This is a genomic window from Rhodoferax sediminis, from assembly GCF_006970865.1.
GTDB classification, from domain to species: Bacteria; Pseudomonadota; Gammaproteobacteria; order Burkholderiales; family Burkholderiaceae_C; genus Rhodoferax_A; species Rhodoferax_A sediminis.
On the sequence record NZ_CP035503.1, the window covers coordinates 1,842,025 to 1,857,810 of the forward strand.

16 protein-coding genes and 1 pseudogene are annotated in these 15,786 nt (G+C 63.5%); 11 read left to right on the forward strand and 6 right to left on the reverse strand.

What is annotated here, in order from left to right:
- The first annotated feature begins 2 nt into the window (after positions 1–2).
- From EUB48_RS08855 to EUB48_RS08895, 9 genes are read left to right on the forward strand one after another with little or no spacing between them, the layout of a single operon-like run.
- A complete protein-coding gene (locus EUB48_RS08855; protein WP_168226720.1) occupies positions 3–2,507 on the forward strand; it encodes a xanthine dehydrogenase family protein molybdopterin-binding subunit in 2,505 nt (834 codons plus the stop codon).
- Entirely contained in the window at positions 2,507–2,815 is a 309-nt protein-coding gene (locus EUB48_RS08860; protein WP_142818538.1) for a YciI family protein, read from the forward strand. The genes EUB48_RS08855 and EUB48_RS08860 overlap by 1 nt, the downstream gene beginning before the upstream one ends.
- A 29-nt stretch (positions 2,816–2,844) precedes the next feature.
- Positions 2,845–3,474, forward strand: coding sequence for an SRPBCC family protein (locus EUB48_RS08865; protein WP_142818539.1), 630 nt, complete (start codon positions 2,845–2,847; stop codon positions 3,472–3,474).
- Positions 3,475–3,485: 11 nt separating this feature from the next.
- Complete coding sequence (locus EUB48_RS08870; protein WP_142818540.1) at positions 3,486–3,989, forward strand: (2Fe-2S)-binding protein; 504 nt, start codon at positions 3,486–3,488, stop codon at positions 3,987–3,989.
- On the forward strand, positions 3,986–4,798 hold the full coding sequence (locus tag EUB48_RS08875; protein WP_244618377.1) for an FAD binding domain-containing protein: 813 nt from the start codon (positions 3,986–3,988) through the stop codon (positions 4,796–4,798). Before EUB48_RS08870 ends, EUB48_RS08875 begins: the two co-directional genes overlap by 4 nt.
- 43 nt (positions 4,799–4,841) lie before the next feature.
- On the forward strand, positions 4,842–5,705 hold the full coding sequence (locus EUB48_RS08880; protein WP_142818541.1) for a fumarylacetoacetate hydrolase family protein: 864 nt from the start codon (positions 4,842–4,844) through the stop codon (positions 5,703–5,705).
- Positions 5,702–6,454 carry a ribonuclease activity regulator RraA gene (locus EUB48_RS08885; protein WP_142818542.1) on the forward strand — a complete coding sequence of 251 codons (753 nt, stop codon included), beginning with the start codon at positions 5,702–5,704 and terminating at the stop codon, positions 6,452–6,454. The genes EUB48_RS08880 and EUB48_RS08885 overlap by 4 nt, the downstream gene beginning before the upstream one ends.
- 18 nt (positions 6,455–6,472) lie before the next feature.
- A complete protein-coding gene (locus EUB48_RS08890; RefSeq protein WP_142818543.1) occupies positions 6,473–6,910 on the forward strand; it encodes a cupin domain-containing protein in 438 nt (145 codons plus the stop codon).
- 7 nt (positions 6,911–6,917) lie between these two features.
- On the forward strand, positions 6,918–7,772 hold the full coding sequence (locus tag EUB48_RS08895) for an FAD synthetase family protein (RefSeq protein ID WP_244618378.1): 855 nt from the start codon (positions 6,918–6,920) through the stop codon (positions 7,770–7,772).
- A 220-nt stretch (positions 7,773–7,992) separates the two neighbouring features.
- On the opposite strand, the gene EUB48_RS08900 is transcribed toward EUB48_RS08895, so the two are convergent.
- The 6 genes from EUB48_RS08900 to EUB48_RS08925 all read right to left on the reverse strand — a co-directional run bounded on the left by EUB48_RS08900 (position 7,993) and on the right by EUB48_RS08925 (position 13,961).
- Entirely contained in the window at positions 7,993–8,772 is a 780-nt protein-coding gene (locus tag EUB48_RS08900; protein WP_142818544.1) for an ABC transporter permease, read from the reverse strand.
- Complete coding sequence (locus tag EUB48_RS08905) at positions 8,769–9,527, reverse strand: ABC transporter permease (RefSeq protein ID WP_142818545.1); 759 nt, start codon at positions 9,525–9,527, stop codon at positions 8,769–8,771. Before EUB48_RS08905 ends, EUB48_RS08900 begins: the two co-directional genes overlap by 4 nt.
- Before the next feature lie 28 nt (positions 9,528–9,555).
- On the reverse strand, positions 9,556–10,416 hold the full coding sequence (locus EUB48_RS08910) for an ABC transporter ATP-binding protein (RefSeq protein WP_210411716.1): 861 nt from the start codon (positions 10,414–10,416) through the stop codon (positions 9,556–9,558).
- Between the two features lie 92 nt (positions 10,417–10,508).
- Entirely contained in the window at positions 10,509–11,471 is a 963-nt protein-coding gene (locus EUB48_RS08915) for an ABC transporter substrate-binding protein (protein WP_142818546.1), read from the reverse strand.
- 167 nt (positions 11,472–11,638) lie between these two features.
- Entirely contained in the window at positions 11,639–12,301 is a 663-nt protein-coding gene (locus EUB48_RS08920; protein ID WP_244618379.1) for an SDR family oxidoreductase, read from the reverse strand.
- A gap of 76 nt (positions 12,302–12,377) precedes the next feature.
- Positions 12,378–13,961, reverse strand: coding sequence for an alkaline phosphatase family protein (locus tag EUB48_RS08925; protein WP_142818548.1), 1,584 nt, complete (start codon positions 13,959–13,961; stop codon positions 12,378–12,380).
- A gap of 185 nt (positions 13,962–14,146) precedes the next feature.
- Here EUB48_RS08925 and EUB48_RS08930 point away from each other — a divergent pair.
- Both EUB48_RS08930 and EUB48_RS08935 read left to right on the forward strand, forming a co-directional pair.
- Positions 14,147–14,578, forward strand: a pseudogene (locus tag EUB48_RS08930) (HpcH/HpaI aldolase/citrate lyase family protein); the annotation flags it as partial.
- 171 nt (positions 14,579–14,749) lie between these two features.
- Complete coding sequence (locus EUB48_RS08935) at positions 14,750–15,736, forward strand: tripartite tricarboxylate transporter substrate binding protein BugD (protein ID WP_142818550.1); 987 nt, start codon at positions 14,750–14,752, stop codon at positions 15,734–15,736.
- Positions 15,737–15,786: the final 50 nt, after the last annotated feature.

Sequence of the window (15,786 nt, forward strand, 5' to 3'; positions counted from 1 at the left end):
CAATGAAGCCCGTCGTCAACGCCGCCGTCGAGGCACCGCCAAGCCAGCGCACCGGCACACATGTCGCCACGCTGGCGCACGGCATCGGCGCGCCGCTGGCGCGGCTGGAGGACCCGCGGCTGCTCACCGGCCGCGGCCGCTTTGCCGACGACGTCAACCGTCCTGGCCAAGCCTGGGGCTACGTGCTGCGCTCGCCGGTGGCGCACGCGAACATCAAGCGCATCGACGTGAGCGCGGCGTTGGAGGTGCCCGGCCTGTATGCAGTGCTGACCGGCGACGACTACCGTGCCGACGGCCTGGGCAACATCCCGTGCGTCAGCATCCCGCCCACGATCACCGGCAAGACCTACCACGCGACGCCGTTTCCGCCGCTGGAAGCCGAGCGCGTACTCGCGGTCGGCACCGGCGTCGCCTTCATCGTTGCCGATACGCTGGCCGCGGCGATCGATGCCGCCGAGCGCATTGTCGTCGAATACGAGTCGCTACCGGCGGCGCCGACCGTCGAAGCCGCGATCGCCCACAACGCGCCACTGGTCTGGCCCGGTGCCGAAGGCAACCGCTGCTTCGTGCACGAACTCGGCGACGCCGCGGCGACCGAGCGCGCCTTTGCGCAGGCCGATCATGTTGTGCGTGCCCGCGTGCGCAGCCAGCGCGTGGCCGGCAACCCGCTCGAGCCGCGCACCTACATCGGCGACTACCACGAAGGTGAGCAGCGCTGGACACTTGTCACATCCACCTCCAACCCGCACCGCATCCGCCTGCTGCTGGCCGAGCACATCTTCCGCGTGCCGGCGCATCGGCTGCATGTCGTCGCTGGCGACGTCGGCGGTGGTTTCGGCACCAAGGGTGGCTTGTACCCCGAGGAGATACTGGTGCTGTGGGCCGCGCAACGCGTCGGGCGCCCGGTGAAATGGGTATGCGACCGCAGCGAGGCCTTCCTCTCCGACTTCAACGGCCGCGACCAGGTGGCCGATGCCGAGCTCGCGCTGACAAAGGACGGTACCGTGCTCGGCATGCGCGTCGAACTGAATCACAACCTGGGCTGCCAGCTCGGGCCGTCGACGGCGCACCCGCCGCTGGTCGGCGCGCGCATGCTTTCGGGTGTCTACGCCTTTCCGGCGATGCACGTCACGATCAACGGCATCTTCACGCATTCGCGCACCTTCACAACCTATCGCGGCGCCGGCCGGCCTGAGGCCGCGCTCGTCGTCGAACGTATGATGGAACTGGCTGCGGCCGAACTGAGCATCGACCCGGTCGAGATGCGCCGCCGCAACTTCATTGCGCCGCAGCAGATGCCCTATCGCACCGCGATCGGCGAGCGTTACGACTGCGGCGAATTCGAAGCGGTCATGGACGACGCGCTGAAGCTCGCCGACTGGGACGGCTTCGAATCACGCAAGGCCGTCAGCGCCGCCCGCGGCCTGCTGCGCGGGCGCGGCCTGTCGTGCTACATCGAGGTCTGCGCCACCATCAGCGAGCGCATGGAGTTGCGCTTCGATGCCACTGGCGGCCTCGCCATCCTGGCCGGCACCTTCAGCTACGGCCAGGGCCACCACACCGCCTACGCGCAAATGGTGCACCAGTGGCTGGGTGTGCCGCTCGCGAAGGTCCGCTTCGTGCAGGGCGACACCGACATCATCGCCACCGGCCGCGGAACCTTCGGGTCGCGTAGCATGACGGTCGGCGGCTCCGCACTGAAGATGGCCTGCGACCAGGTCATCGAGCGCGGACGGCGCGTCGCGGCGATCCTGCTCGACACGGTGCCCGACGCGCTGGACTTCGACCATGGCGTCTACCGCACGAAGGATTCATCGGCGCGCGAGGTCACGCTCGACCGCGTCGCCAAGGCCACCTTCGCCTGGGGGGCGCCGAAGCCGCTGCCGCCCGAGTTGTGGTCCGGCCTCGAAGGTCGCGGCTACTTCAGTGCCGAGCCGCAGAACTACCCGAACGGCTGCTACATCGCCGAGGTGGAGGTCGAGCCCGAAACCGGCCAGGTCACGCTCGCCGCCGTGACCGGCATCGACGACGTCGGCACGGTGATCAATCCGCTAATTCTCGAAGGCCAGATGCACGGCGGCATCGCGCAGGCCGCAGGGCAGGCGCTGAAGGAGCGCATCGTGTACGGCGACGACGGCCAGTTGCTGACGGGCTCGTTTACCGACTATGCAATGCCGCAGGCGCAGGACTTCCCGCGCTTCAAGCTCGGTTTCCATCCGGTGCCGACGAAGACGAACCCGCTGGGCGTGAAAGGCGGCGCCGAAGCCGGCACCATCGGTCTGCCGCCCGCCATCATCGGCGCGATCGTCGATGCGCTGCGTCCGCTCGGCGTCGTCGACATGAGCTTGCCCGCCACGGCGCAAACGGTGTGGAACGCGATCCGCGACGCGCGCGAGCGCCACGCCGGCAAGCCGCCGGGCACACGGTTCCATACGCATCCGCACCCGGACGGACAACAAAGCGACGGCGATGCGCTTCCGAAACCAACCGACAACGAAGACGCTTGATGAACCTCTATATGGTCTACCGGCTGGACCGCAGCGACGGCCAGGCCGAAACAATCCGCGCCTTGACGCGCCCGGCGCACCGCGCCTACATGGACCACTTCGCCGCGCGTGTCCGCCTCGGCGGCCCGGTGCTGGACGCCACAGACCAGGCCTGTGGCGGCCTGATGGTGATCGAGGCTGAAAGCGAGGATGCGGTGCGCCGGATGGTCGCCGAGGATCCGTTCGAGGTCGCCGGCTTGTCATCGCGCATCGATATCTACCCCTTCCGCTGGCAAACCAAGCGGCCCGACGACTTGCCGCCGCTGTAAAGCGTGGCGCCGAAAAGAGAGATTCGACAATGGAACTCACCGGACACCAACTGCTACCGATCCCGCGCGACCGCGTGTGGTCTGCGCTGCTAGACCCCGAGACCCTGCGTGCCGCGATCCCCGGCTGCGAGTTCGTCACCGACGAAGGCAACGGCCTATATACCGTCGGCGTGCTGGCCGCGGTGGGGCCGGTGAAGGCGCGTTTCAAGGGCCGTATGCAGCAGCAGGACGTGCAACCGCCCAACCGCTACACGCTCAGCTTCGAGGGCGATGGCGGCATTGCCGGCTTCGCCAAGGGCAGTGCCGAAGTCGAGTTGCTGGAAGAGGGCGAGGGGCGCGATAACACCCGCCTGAACTACCGCGCGCAGGCGCAGATCGGCGGCCGGCTGGCGCAGATCGGGTCGCGGCTGGTCGACGCCACCGCGGCCAAGATGTCGGCGCAGTTCTTCGATCGCCTGACGCAGGTGATTACAGCGCCTGCCGGAGCGCCCGAGGCCGCTTTGGCCGAGGCGCAAGTCGTCGCGCGCCCGGCCGCCGTCGGCGTGCCGGTCGCGGTGCAGGCCGCGCCAGGCACGGTCACGATCCAGATGCCCGCCTGGGCCTGGGCCTTCACGCTGGCCGCGCTGGTCGCGCTGATCGGCTGGCTGGCCGTCAACTGAGGCGCGACGCCATGCCTACGCTGAACATCACCCTCGCCGTCAACGGCCAGGTGCAGTCGCACGAGGTCGAGGCACGAACGCTGCTCGTGCACTACCTGCGCGACCACTGCGGTCTGACCGGTAGCCACGTCGGCTGCGACACCACGCAATGCGGCTGCTGCACCGTCCATCTCGACGGACGCGCCATCAAGTCGTGCACGGTGCTGGCAGCGCAGGCGCAGGGCGCTGAGATTACGACAATCGAAGGCATCGGCAGCGTCGAGCGGCTGCATCCGCTGCAAGACGCTTTCCGTCGCCACCACGCGCTGCAGTGCGGCTTTTGCACGCCGGGCATGGTGATGCAGGGCATCGACATCGTGCGACGAGGCCGGGGCGGCGACGAGGCCGCGGTGCGCCACGATCTGGAAGGCAACCTGTGCCGCTGCACCGGCTACCAGAACATCGTCGACGCGATCATGGACTACGCCGGCGGCGCTGCTGGCGACGCTGCGGTAGCGGTGGAGGGGCGGCGATGAGCAATGCGATGATTGACTTCGGCTACGTCCGGCCGCGCTCGGTGGCCGAGGCGGCGAAGCTGCTGGCCGACGAGCCGGAAGCCAAGGTGCTGGCCGGCGGCCAGTCGCTGATCCCGATCCTCAAGCAGCGGCTGGCGCGGCCGAGCCTGCTGGTCGACGTGCAGGCGCTGGACGCGATGCGCGGTATCGAGATCGACGACAGCCGTGTGCGCCTGGGCGCCTTCACCCGCCATGCCGAGGTCGCGGCGAACGCGCGCATCGCCGAGGCGCTGCCGGCGCTCGCGCACATGGCGCGTGGCATCGCGCACCCGCAGGTGCGTCACATGGGCACGATCGGCGGCTCGCTCGCGCACAACGACCCGGGCGCCGACTATCCCGCAGCCGTGCTCGGGCTGGGGGCGACAATCGTTACCGACCGCCGCCGCATTGCCGCCGACGAGTTCTTCACCGGTCTGTTCGACACGGCGTTGGCGGCGGGCGAATTGCTGCTGCAGATCGAGTTCCCGCGCCACCGCCGCAGCGGCTACTGCAAGATACCGCACCCGGCGTCGGGCTTGGTCAACACCGGCGTGTGGATCACTCGGCTGGGCGACGGCGTGCGTGTTGCCGTCAACGGCGCGTCGCCGTGTGTGTTCCGCCATGGCGAGCTCGAGCAGCGGCTGGCGGCGCACTTCGACCCCGCGAGCCTGGACGACTTCCAACAGCCGGCGCAGGGCCTGAACGCCGACATGCATACCAGCGCTGAGTACCGCGCCCAGCTGGTGGCGGTGGCCGCGCGGCGTGCGCTGTCGATGGTCCTGTCGCACTGAGCCGGACGCGTTTTATTCTCTTCCCCACATCGAGTCCGATACTATGAAACTCCTTTCCTTCGTCTCCCCTACGCGCGCGAGCTTCGGTGTCGTCGACGGCGACCGCGTGATCGACATGGGCGTGCGCCTGGGCGCCACCTGCCCCGACCTAAAGGGCGCGCTGCAGGGCGGGGCCCTCGAGCGCATCGAGCGCCTGGCCGCCGGCGCGCCGGCAGACTACCGTCTCGACGAAATCCGCTTCCTGCCGCTAATGCCCAACCCCGGCAAGATCGTCTGCGTCGGCCTGAACTACGTCGCGCACCGCGCCGAAGGCGGCCACAAGACCGAGTCGCCGGCGCCGGTGATCTTCCTGCGCGTGCCCGAGTCGCAGGTCGGCCACGGCCAGCCCATGCTATGCCCGCGCGAATCGCACCAGTTCGACTTCGAGGCCGAGCTCGCTGTAGTCATCGGCAAGGCCGGCCGACGCATTGCCGAGGCCGACGCGATGTCGTACATCGCCGGCATCAGCTGCTACAACGACGGCTCGGTGCGCGACTGGCAGCTGCAGACCCCGCAGTGGTCACCGGGCAAGAACTTCCCCGCCACCGGCGCTTTCGGTCCATGGTTGGTGACGCCCGACGAGGTCGACCCGGTGCGCTCCCTGCGCCTTTCCTGCCGCCTCAACGGCGAGACCATGCAGGACACGACGACCGATCTGATGATGTTCCCGATCCCCAAGCTCATCAGCTTCATATCGACCTGGACTACGCTGGAGGTCGGCGACGTGATCGTCACCGGCACGCCGGGCGGCGTCGGCCTGCGGCGCAACCCGCAGGTCTGGATGAAGCACGGCGACGTGGTTGAGATCGAGCTAGAGGGTGTGGGCGTGCTGCGCAATCCGATCGTCAAGGAAGGACCGGCGGTATGAGCCAGCAGACCAGCCAGCAAGCGTTTGTCCCGCTCGGCGACGAGACCCGCGCGCGCCTGGCGCGCTGCGGCGCCGCGACGCTCGCCAACGCGCTGTTGAAGCGGGGCTTGCGCAACGCCTTCTTGCTCGGCCTACACGCGGTGGCACCCGGCCAGCCGACGCTGATCGGCCCGGCGTGGACGCTGCGCTTCATTCCTGCGCGCGAGGATAAGGACAGCATGGCGCTGTACGAACGCAATGACAGCTTGCATCGGCGCGCGATCGAGGAATGCCCGCCCGGAGCGGTGCTGGTGATGAGCACCGGCGGCGACCTCTCGGCCTCGTGCATGGGCGACATGATGGCGCTGCGGCTGAAGGTGCGCGGCGCCGCCGGCGTCGTCACCGACGGCGGCTACCGCGACACTCCGGGCATCATCGCCACCGGGCTTCCCTGCTTCCAGCGCGCGCCTTCGGGCCCGGCAACGCCGATCGCTCTGCACCCCGTGGAGTTCAACGTGCCAATCGGCTGCGCCGGCGTCGCGATCTACCCGAACGACGTGATCGTCGGCGACGGCGAAGGCGTGGTCGCGATTCCGCGCCTCCTGGTCGACGAGATCGCCGCTGAGTGCGGAAACATTTCCGACTACGAGGCGTTCGTCTCGATGCATATCCGGCGCGGGCGTTCGATCTTCGGACTGTTCCCGGCCACGCCGGAGAGCACCCAGGAGTACCAACGTTGGGTCGCGGCCGGCCGGCCGGCCCTCAACTGAAATGCAAGGAGACAAACAATGACGAAAGAACAACACCCCCACGTTTTACTGGCGCACACACTCGAGGTCTTGCTGCACCGCGAGCAGTTCGACGACAGCAAGTGGGTCAATTTCCCCGAGTACGGCCTGCGTCAGTATTTCCTCTGGAAAAACCCCGACACCGGCGCCTCGATCGCGTTGCTGGAGTTCGACAAGGGCGGCCGAATCCCGGTCAAGCACACGCACGCGTCGAACCAGTTCATGTACTGCATCTCCGGCGACTACGAGTACACCGACGTCGGCCTGCGGCTGAAGCCGGGCTCGTACTACATGAATCCTAAGGATCACCCGCACGGCCCGACCATCGCTCACGAGAAGAGCGTGCTGATCGAGATCTACGACGGCCCGCACTACTACGAGAAGCCGGTGTTCCATACAGACGAGACGATCGGCGACTTCCTGGCGAAGAAGACCTGAGTCGCGCATGCAACGCCTGGATGCTTCCGGTCCCGCGCTGCCGCACGGCTCCGTCGTGTCGATCGGCATGTTCGACGGTGTGCACCGCGGCCATCGCTGCGTGCTAGCACGGCTGCGTGAGCAGGGCAGGCGCTTCGGCCTGCCGACGGTGGTGCTGACCTTCGACCCGCATCCTCGCGCGGTCCTGAACCCGTCCGCCGCGCCGCAGATGTTGTCGCCGCTAGCCGATCGGCTCAAGCTGCTTGCCGCTACCGGTGACGTCGATCACTGTCTGGTGCTGCCATTCGACCTCCGGCGCAGCGAGGAGTCGGCCGAGTCCTTCGTGCAGGACACGCTGCTCGGTCGACTGCGGATGCGTGCGCTGGTGGTGGGCGAGAACTTCGCCTGCGGACGCGGCCGCAGTGGCGACGTTCGACGCATGCGCGCGCTGGGCGAGCGGCACGGGTTCGATGTGCACGCGATTGCGCTGCACAGCGCCCCCGTGATCGATTTGTTCGGTCCTTGTTCGTCGACCGCGACGCGCAGGCTGATCCACAGCGGAGATGTTCGCGCCGCGTCGCTGCTGCTCGACCGGCCGCATGAACTGACCTGCGCCGTGGAGGCTGTCTCGGCGATGCCGATCATGGCACTGGACGCACGCGTACCGGACGACATGTGCGCGCCACCGGCCGATCATTACGCAGGTGCCGTATGCAATCGGCGTAGTGGCGCTGGCTGGACGCCAGCGGTACTGCACATGCGCGAGGATGCTCGTACGCACCGGCGTTTGGTGCGCATCGAAAATGCGCTCGCGGCCGAATGTGGCGATCTGATCTCGCTGCGCTTCTTCGACAAGGCCGCTCCTTCAGAGCGGTTCGCTTAGCCTGCATATTTTCAGTGCACCTTGTCACGGCGAGCTGTAATATGCAGGGTAGCCGTTGCGTCCGTTGACTTGAACGCCCTTGCCAATCGAATCCGGGCACCGTCATTGACACCTTGGGTAGCGGCGGCAAGATGTTTTCGACATCCATGGCGTCCTGTTCATAGAAATGACGAGGCGAATACTCTGAGGTTCCTGCGTGGCCTCCACCATTCAATGGAGATCAGTTCGACGTTGTCGAGGCCTGCTTGGCGTAGTGCCAACGCAATGCGCGCCGGTCGATCCATTCGACAACGCCATTGATGATGAGCGCTGTCACCGCTATAACAATCAGCGCAGCCATTCCTGCTGCGATTTGAAACTCCTCCTGTGAACGCATGATGAAATTACCGATCCCGTCGGTCGAGAGCAGCATTTCAGTACTGACGCTGATCAGGATCGCCAGCGCCACGGCTATTCGGATACCCACCATGACCTGTGGCAGCGCTGCCGGCAGGTCGATCTCCAGCATGATCTCCCTGCGCGACATGCGCAGGCTGCGCGCGACGTTCGACAACATCGGATGTGCGCCACGCACCGCGTCGATCGCGCTCAGAATAATCGGAAATGAAACGCTGTAAAAAATCACCATGACCTTTGCGCCACTGCCCACGCCGGCGAACAACATGGCAACCGGAACAATGGCCAGCGGCGGCAGGGGTCGGAGCATGTCGATAACGGGCTCGATAAAATCGCCCAAGGCGCGAAACCGGCCGATGAAAACGCCCAAAGGCAACATCGTTACCAAGGCGAGTAGCAACCCCGCTGCGGCTCTCCAGAGGGTGACTCCCATTTCTCTGAGCAATGCGGGACCTACCTCACCAAGTTTCGATAGTACGGTCAGAGCGCCAGGAAAATTGGGAGAAGCGATTTGGCGGGCTGCCACCTCCCAGGTCAGGAGCAGGCCAAGCAAAAAAAGCGTCCCCGGCCAAGCGGAGTCACGCAGTCGCGACAGTCTATTCATCGCGCGTCTCCCAAATGATTGAGTGCGTCTTGCCAGCCCGCCAAGGGCCGGCGCGCCCACAGCACGAGTTCATTGAACAGAATACCGTTCAACGCTGCCACCAGCATCACGGCGAACATCGCGTTGGTGCGAAGCGAAAACGCAGTATCAAAAAGCAAGAACCCCAAGCCGTCTTTGCCGGCGAGCATCTCCGAGGCGATCGAGGCGATCAGTGCCGCCCCGGCCGCGACCCGTATGCCCGTAAAAATCTCCGGCCACGCCGCCGGCAGACGCACCAGGAACAGCGTTTCCAGCCGGCTGTAGCCCAAGGTTCGTGCCGCGTTGATCTGCACTGGTTCGGTGTTGATCAATGCGTTCAGCGCGGGCAGATAGACCATGGTAATTCCAGCGAACACCACGATGCCGATGAACAGCTTGGGCGTCAGGCCGAGCGCAAAAATGCCCAGCGGTACCAACGCAGCAGGCGGCACGGATCGCATAATCTCGACCAACGGCGCCCACATGCGCGCGAGCAGCAGATAGCGCGCCGCGAGCATTGCCAGGCTGACGCCCAGGCCGATGGCCAACAGAAGCCCAATTAGGGCACGCATCAGAGTTTTTCCTTCAGCTTGCAGCAACTCGCCGCTGAGCAACATCTCGCGCGCCGCAAGGGCAACCTGCGTTACGGATGGAAAATACTGCTGGGGCACCAAGCCGCTATGAGCAACACCTTCCCAGACCAGCAGAAACAGACCGACCCCTACTACCTTTTTCATCCAAGACTTCACGTTCAGCTCCTTCGCATCAATGATCTACTCGCATCGACCGAATCAGCGTGATCACTTCATGTCTTAGACCTAGATATGTCCGGTCTTCCCGAGTCTTCAATTGGTCGCGCGGTTTAGACAACGCGACGGGGATGTCCTCGACGACCGTCGTGGGGCGCTTCGACAGGACAACAATGCGATCGGCCATATAAACCGCTTCATCAACATCGTGGGTCACCAATACGCAGGTTTGGTCGTATTTTCTTGCTAGGTCCAGCAGCAAATCCTGCATTTCAGCGCGCGTCTGCGCGTCAACTGCTGCAAGAGGCTCGTCGAGCAATAGCAGGCGCGAGCGCGCCGCAAGTCCGCGTGCGATAGCCACCCGCTGCTGCATACCGCCTGACACCTGCCATGGATAGCTCGCTTCGAATCCTTTCAGTCCTACGCTCGCTATCAGCTCGGCCGCCCAAGCACGTTTGCCGATGGAATCCATGTCAGTGATGCGCTTCATTCCGAAAAGTACGTTGTCAAAGACGGTCTTCCACGGCAGCAGAGACCGGCTGTAGTCCTGAAAAACAACGGAAACGCCTTGCGGCGGCGCAGAAACCGGCTTTCCATCGAACGCAAGCCGACCACCGTCGACGGCATAGAGCCCAGCAAGACACATCAGGAGTGTCGTCTTGCCGCAGCCGGACGGGCCTACGACGGAGACAAACTCCCCGCGTCGCGCTTCGAACGAGACCGAGCCAATGATCTGGGTAGATTGTTTTGCATTGCCGAGTGCCTTGGAAATTCCTTGCACTGAGAGCAACGAGACCGAGCCAATGATCTGCTTGGATTGCGTTTCGTTGCCGAGTCTTTGGGAAATTCTTTGGACTGAAAGTAGTTGCGCGCTCACTTGATCTCCTCATGTTTTCCAGGCGCAAGCGGCTCGCCGCTTGACGATTCACCTTGATTCCGTGCAGATATTCTTTTGCAGGATCGGTTTGGCTACTTCGAGTCTGCGAACATTTCTTGTGCCTTCATTGGTTTTTTTAGAAAACCGACACTAAGCGCAGCATCCATCACCGCTTGAAGGCCGGCGGGGTCGATTGTCGTGGTATATGGGGGCAAAGTCAGCGCTCCTACCACATCGGCAGGCAACCTCAAGCGTTGCACGAGAATCTCCTTCGCTTCCGCAGGATTGGCCTTGATGAAGTCGTTGGCCTTCTCAATTGATCGCTTCAGACGCGCCAACGTGTCAGCGTTGCCGTTAATCCACTGTTCTGTGGCGTAGAACACGCCAACAGGAACGGCCTTGGTCAAATCCTTGTCTTTGACATACCCGCGGGCAATGACTTTTCCGAGTTTTGCGAGCAGGATGGCCGTCCGGAATGGCTCGACCGTAGCTACTGCGTCGGCATTTCCGATCTGAAGTGCGGCCTGCATTTGCGGGAACGGCACTGACAGAATCTTGACCGACTCAATCGGAATGCCAGCCTCCGCGAGCTTCAACCGAACTTGCTGGTCGTTCACGCCACCGGCGTTATTCACCGCAATCACCTTGCCTTTCAGGTCAGCTACGGAGTTGATACCCGACTTGTTGCTGGCAATGATCGCATCGTCGCTGGAAAGGGGAGCCTGCTCATAGTAACCGCCCATCACAAAGCGAAAGGGAATATTGTGGGAGCGTGCCAAGATGATGGGCAATGTGCCACCATAGCCCACGTCGGCGCTGTTGCTGGTGACTGCCGTCGCTGCGCCAGGACCGGTATTGATTGGTATTTCTTCTAAATCGAGATTTTCTGCTTTGAAGAAGCCCTTGACAGCAGCTACGTAAATGGACAGGCAGCCAATACCTGGCACCAGCGCGACTCGCAGCTTTTTCACCTCTTGCGCTTGGGCAGGAGAGATTAGGGCGGCGCCAATCAACGAGGCGGTAAGCCATGTGGTGAAGTGTCTTCTGGTATTCATCTGGATTCTCCTGAGAATGGGGACATTGATGGAATATAGCTGTCCGTAACTTGCTATCAGTTGCCGTAGTGGCGCATTAATCGGATCCGTTAGTCTTTAGAGTGCATGAGCCCAAATCTGCTCAGCCCGCTGGCGCTCATTTGCTAGCGCAGTTTCTTCAGCCGCACTCACCATGGAATCGACTCGCCGTCGTAGTTGCGGAAGCTACCGGTGTCGCTCGAATTTAAACTAGCAATCACCTTGCGCATCCCGGCAACGCTGTCGGCCACATCAATATCGGCAGCGACGCCGCCCATGTCGGTCCGCACCCAGCCGGGATGAAGGCTGACGCATGTGGCGCGATGTCCGAGTGCAAGCGAGACGTCTTTTAGTACTGAATTCAAGGCTGCCTTCGATGCTCGGTAGACCCACATACCTGTTTGTGTTCGGCCACCAATTGAGCCCAGCCGGGAAGACAGCACGGCGACTTTTGCGCCAGGCGCCAAGGCGGTGACGACGGACGGTATGACGCGCATCGGACCCAGCACGTTGGCGTGCATGATGCTGTCGAATGCCGCTTCAGTCGGTGCTTCGAGCGCCTCCAAGTGCGAGGCGGCCCCAGCGCAGATGATCACAACGTCGAACCAGGAAGGTTTGAGCTCCGACGCCAGTCCTGAAACGCAGGCTTCGTCGACGACATCCAGGCGCAACACGCTCGCACCAAGCTGCCGCAGACGGTTGAGGCCCGCGTCGTCGCGTGCGGTTGCGGTGACTGCACAATGATCCGCCCGGTACTGGCGCACGAATTCAAGACCGATACCACGCGACGCTCCAATGAGGAGGACATTCATCGCCATACTTTGAGTTCTTTCCGCGTAGCCACAACAGACCCTTTGGAGTGATGACCGGTTGATGGATTTATCTGCTTCACCAGACGCCGATCTGCATATCGAGCGCTTTCCACCCCTCGGTGGTGCGCTCCACCGTCGCGTTGTCCAGCGTAATGCGGCGTTTGCGAGTCATCAGCCAATCGGCGAGCCGGTCCTTTAGCTCACCGCGCACGGTTGCAAAAATGGGGTCAGCACCCAGATCATGGAGCTCCTGCGGGTCTTCCTGCATGTCAAACAGCTGGGGACGCAAGCCCTGGTAGTGCACGTATTTCCAGCGCGTGTTGCGGACCATCCAGGCGTAACACTCATCGGGCCCTCGATTTAGCGCGCGTCGCGCGTCGCGGAACGCATAGTCCAGTTCACTGAATACACAGTCGCGCCAATTTTCGACGTGAGCCCCATGCAGGAGCGGTACCAGTGAGCGCCCTTCCAGTAGATGATCCGGCTGCGGGAGACCCAGGGCATCAAGGATGGTGGGCAGCACATCGATAGCTTCGACAAAACGGCTCTCAGCCGTGCCGCGGGTGCGGTCTGCTGCGGCGCGAGGGTCGACCACAATGAATGGGGTACGCACCGCCTGTTCATAGAAGAGTTCTTTCTCGCCCAATCCGTGGTCGCCAAGCTGATCACCGTGATCGGAGCAGAAGATGATCAGGGTATCGTCGAGGCGGCCGAGTTGTTCCAGTTCAGCCATCAGCCGGCCGAGATGGTCATCCACTTCTTTGATCAATCCCATGTAAGTAGGCCGCACGTGCCGGACAACGCTTTCCTGTGCATAACTCAGGCAATCCTCGTGCGCCGTACGGTAGGCCGCCAGCACCGGGTGCGGTGGACGCGTCTCGGCGCTGACCGCGATGATCGGGCCTGCGTCCGCGTCGCGGTACAAATCGTTGTACGGCGCTGGAGCGAGCAATGGCCAGTGCGGCTTGACGTAGGACAGGTGCAGCACCCACGATTGATCGCCCTTGGCACGAACGAAGTCCAGTGCACGATCGGTCATATACGCGGTTTCGGAATGACTGCGATCGACTCGCGCCGCAAGGTGGGCGTTGCGCAGCAACCAGCCACTGGCGAACTTGCCCTCTTCGTCCAGCGCGCCAATGGCAAACTCAGACCAAGGATCGTCGCTTTTATATCCCTTGCTGCGAAGGTAGTCGGCATACCCACTTTCCGCACCTGGTGGCGCGTGACCATCGTAGCGATCCATCTCGACGAACCCGCCTTCCAGATACCGGCGGCCGCGGGGCGACTCGGGGTCCATGTTGAAGCGCTGCAAGCCCAATCGATCTGGAATGACGTGTGTCTTGCCGGCCAAAACCGCGTCCAGCCCGGCGGCTTCGAGAAAGTCGCCAAGGGTGCGCTGCACCACCGAGAGTGGCACGTAGTTCCATGTCGATCCATGGCTGCTCACATAGCGGCCGGTGTAGTAAGACATTCGCGACGGTACGCAAACGGCGGACTGCACGTACGCCGCGTCGAAGCGGACGCCGCGTTTGGCCAGGTTGTCGATATGGGGCGTTGCGAGCGTCGGGTGCCCGTAGCAGGAAAGGTAATCCCAGCGCAATTGGTCGCACATGATGAACAACACGTTGCGGACAGTTTTCCGGTCGGAAGAGATCATCGGTCGTGCCTTACTTCGCCAAGAGTCATGGTGCGGAATATCTCAGCTAATCTCGTGGCGGGCCAATGAAATTTGGCATCGCAGCCATAACCTAGCCGTAATACCCTGTTGCGCCGTGGCGCAACACCATGGAAAAACTTGACTTGCACATTCGCGCAAATCCCAAGCCCCGTCACCTCCAACTGCTGGCGGCAAGCCCGCAGGTGGTGCGCCTGGCTTTCGGTAATCTCGATTTTCAGGCGGACCTGGGCCTCGCCTGCGATCCCGACGAGGCCGAACTGGTGCCCGTGCGCCTCGCGCTGGTGCTGGCCTCGCGCCGCGCCACGCTGGCCGCACCGATCGACGGCATCACGGCCAGCACGACGGACCCGGTTCGAATCCAGACGGACGCACAGCGCAGCCGGCGCGCCGGCTTTGGCGCCAAGCTGTGCATTCACCCGGCCCAGGTCGCAGTCGTCAACGCCGCGCTGGCCCCCACGCCTGCCGAACTCGAGTGGGCGCGGCGCGTGCTGGCGGCGTATGCACAGGCCGGCGGCGGGGTGTTCAGCCTGGATGACCGCATGGTCGACGCGCCGGTGGTGCGGCTGGCGCAGCGCATCGTGGACGGCGAGCGCTAGAGCGCTTCAACCCGGGCGGGCGGGGCAAGGGATTTTGCCCATTGCCCCCGGCGCAATCCTTCGTCACCATCGCGCGACCTGTGTGAGGCAGGCCGGCGCCACGGTACGGGTTTGAGACCCCGTATCGCGGCTCGATTCATTCATAAACCAATTCATAACGAGGAAGACAACATGATCAAGTTCAAAACCTTGAGGATCGCGGCCGTGGCGGCGCTGGTGCTGGGCGCCCATGCGGCAGCGATCAGCGAGATTGCTTATCCCGAAAAACCCGTGATCCTGGTGGTGCCGTTTGCGGCCGGCGGTCCGACCGATGTGGTGGCCCGGATGATTGCCATTCCCATGGGCAAGGCCCTGGGGCAAAGCGTGCTGATTGAAAACACGGTGGGCGCCGGCGGCACGATTGCCGCCACCCGGGTGGCGCGCGCCGCACCCAACGGCTACACCATTTTTCTGCACCACATCGGCATGGCCACGGCGCCCGCGCTGTACCGCAAGCTGAGCTTCGACCCTTTGAAAGACTTCGAATACGTCGGTCAGGTGGTCGACGTGCCGATGACGCTGCTGGCACGCAAGGATTTTCCGGCCAACAACTTCGATGAACTGCTGAGTTATGTGAGGACCAACAAGGACAAAGTCTCCCTCGCCAATGCCGGGCTGGGTGCCGTGTCGCACCTGTGCGGCCTGATGTTCATGAGCCAGATCGGCGTCGAGCTCAACACCATTCCCTACAAGGGCACGGGGCCGGCCATGAACGACCTGCTGGGCGGCCAGGTCGACCTGCTGTGCGACCAGACCACACAAACCATGCCCATGATCAAGGAAGGCCGCCTCAAGGTGTATGGCGTGACCACTCTCAAGCGGCTGGGCTCGCTGCCCAACGTGGCGACGCTGGACGAGCAGGGTTTGAAGGGATTCGAGGTCAAGGCCTGGCACGGCATGTACGCGCCCAAGGGCACGCCGGCGCCGGTGATGGACAAGCTCAATGCCGCGCTGCGCGTGGCGATGCTGGACCCGATGGTCAAGCAGCGCATGAACGATCTGAGCTCCGACATCGTGCCCGCGGACAAAATGACCCCGGCAGGCCTGAGAACCCATCTGGAGGCAGAAATCGGCAAATGGGGACCGGTGATCAAGAAGGCCGGGATCTACGCCGACTGAGCCTGTTTAAGGATGGAAACGGGCGCCAGCCGGCGCCCGTCTGTGAGTCG

Bases quoted from the DNA above. Each gene is read 5' to 3' on its own strand.
- EUB48_RS08855 (WP_168226720.1), top strand. From the start codon at position 3: ATGAAGCCCGTCGTCAACGCCGCCGTCGAGGCACCGCCAAGCCAGCGC.
- EUB48_RS08860 (WP_142818538.1), top strand. From the start codon at position 2,507: ATGAACCTCTATATGGTCTACCGGCTGGACCGCAGCGACGGCCAGGCC.
- EUB48_RS08865 (WP_142818539.1), top strand. From the start codon at position 2,845: ATGGAACTCACCGGACACCAACTGCTACCGATCCCGCGCGACCGCGTG.
- EUB48_RS08870 (WP_142818540.1), top strand. From the start codon at position 3,486: ATGCCTACGCTGAACATCACCCTCGCCGTCAACGGCCAGGTGCAGTCG.
- EUB48_RS08875 (WP_244618377.1), top strand. From the start codon at position 3,986: ATGAGCAATGCGATGATTGACTTCGGCTACGTCCGGCCGCGCTCGGTG.
- EUB48_RS08880 (WP_142818541.1), top strand. From the start codon at position 4,842: ATGAAACTCCTTTCCTTCGTCTCCCCTACGCGCGCGAGCTTCGGTGTC.
- EUB48_RS08885 (WP_142818542.1), top strand. From the start codon at position 5,702: ATGAGCCAGCAGACCAGCCAGCAAGCGTTTGTCCCGCTCGGCGACGAG.
- EUB48_RS08890 (WP_142818543.1), top strand. From the start codon at position 6,473: ATGACGAAAGAACAACACCCCCACGTTTTACTGGCGCACACACTCGAG.
- EUB48_RS08895 (WP_244618378.1), top strand. From the start codon at position 6,918: ATGCAACGCCTGGATGCTTCCGGTCCCGCGCTGCCGCACGGCTCCGTC.
- EUB48_RS08900 (WP_142818544.1), bottom strand. From the start codon at position 8,772: ATGAATAGACTGTCGCGACTGCGTGACTCCGCTTGGCCGGGGACGCTT.
- EUB48_RS08905 (WP_142818545.1), bottom strand. From the start codon at position 9,527: ATGAAAAAGGTAGTAGGGGTCGGTCTGTTTCTGCTGGTCTGGGAAGGT.
- EUB48_RS08915 (WP_142818546.1), bottom strand. From the start codon at position 11,471: ATGAATACCAGAAGACACTTCACCACATGGCTTACCGCCTCGTTGATT.
- EUB48_RS08920 (WP_244618379.1), bottom strand. From the start codon at position 12,301: ATGAATGTCCTCCTCATTGGAGCGTCGCGTGGTATCGGTCTTGAATTC.
- EUB48_RS08925 (WP_142818548.1), bottom strand. From the start codon at position 13,961: ATGATCTCTTCCGACCGGAAAACTGTCCGCAACGTGTTGTTCATCATG.
- EUB48_RS08935 (WP_142818550.1), top strand. From the start codon at position 14,750: ATGATCAAGTTCAAAACCTTGAGGATCGCGGCCGTGGCGGCGCTGGTG.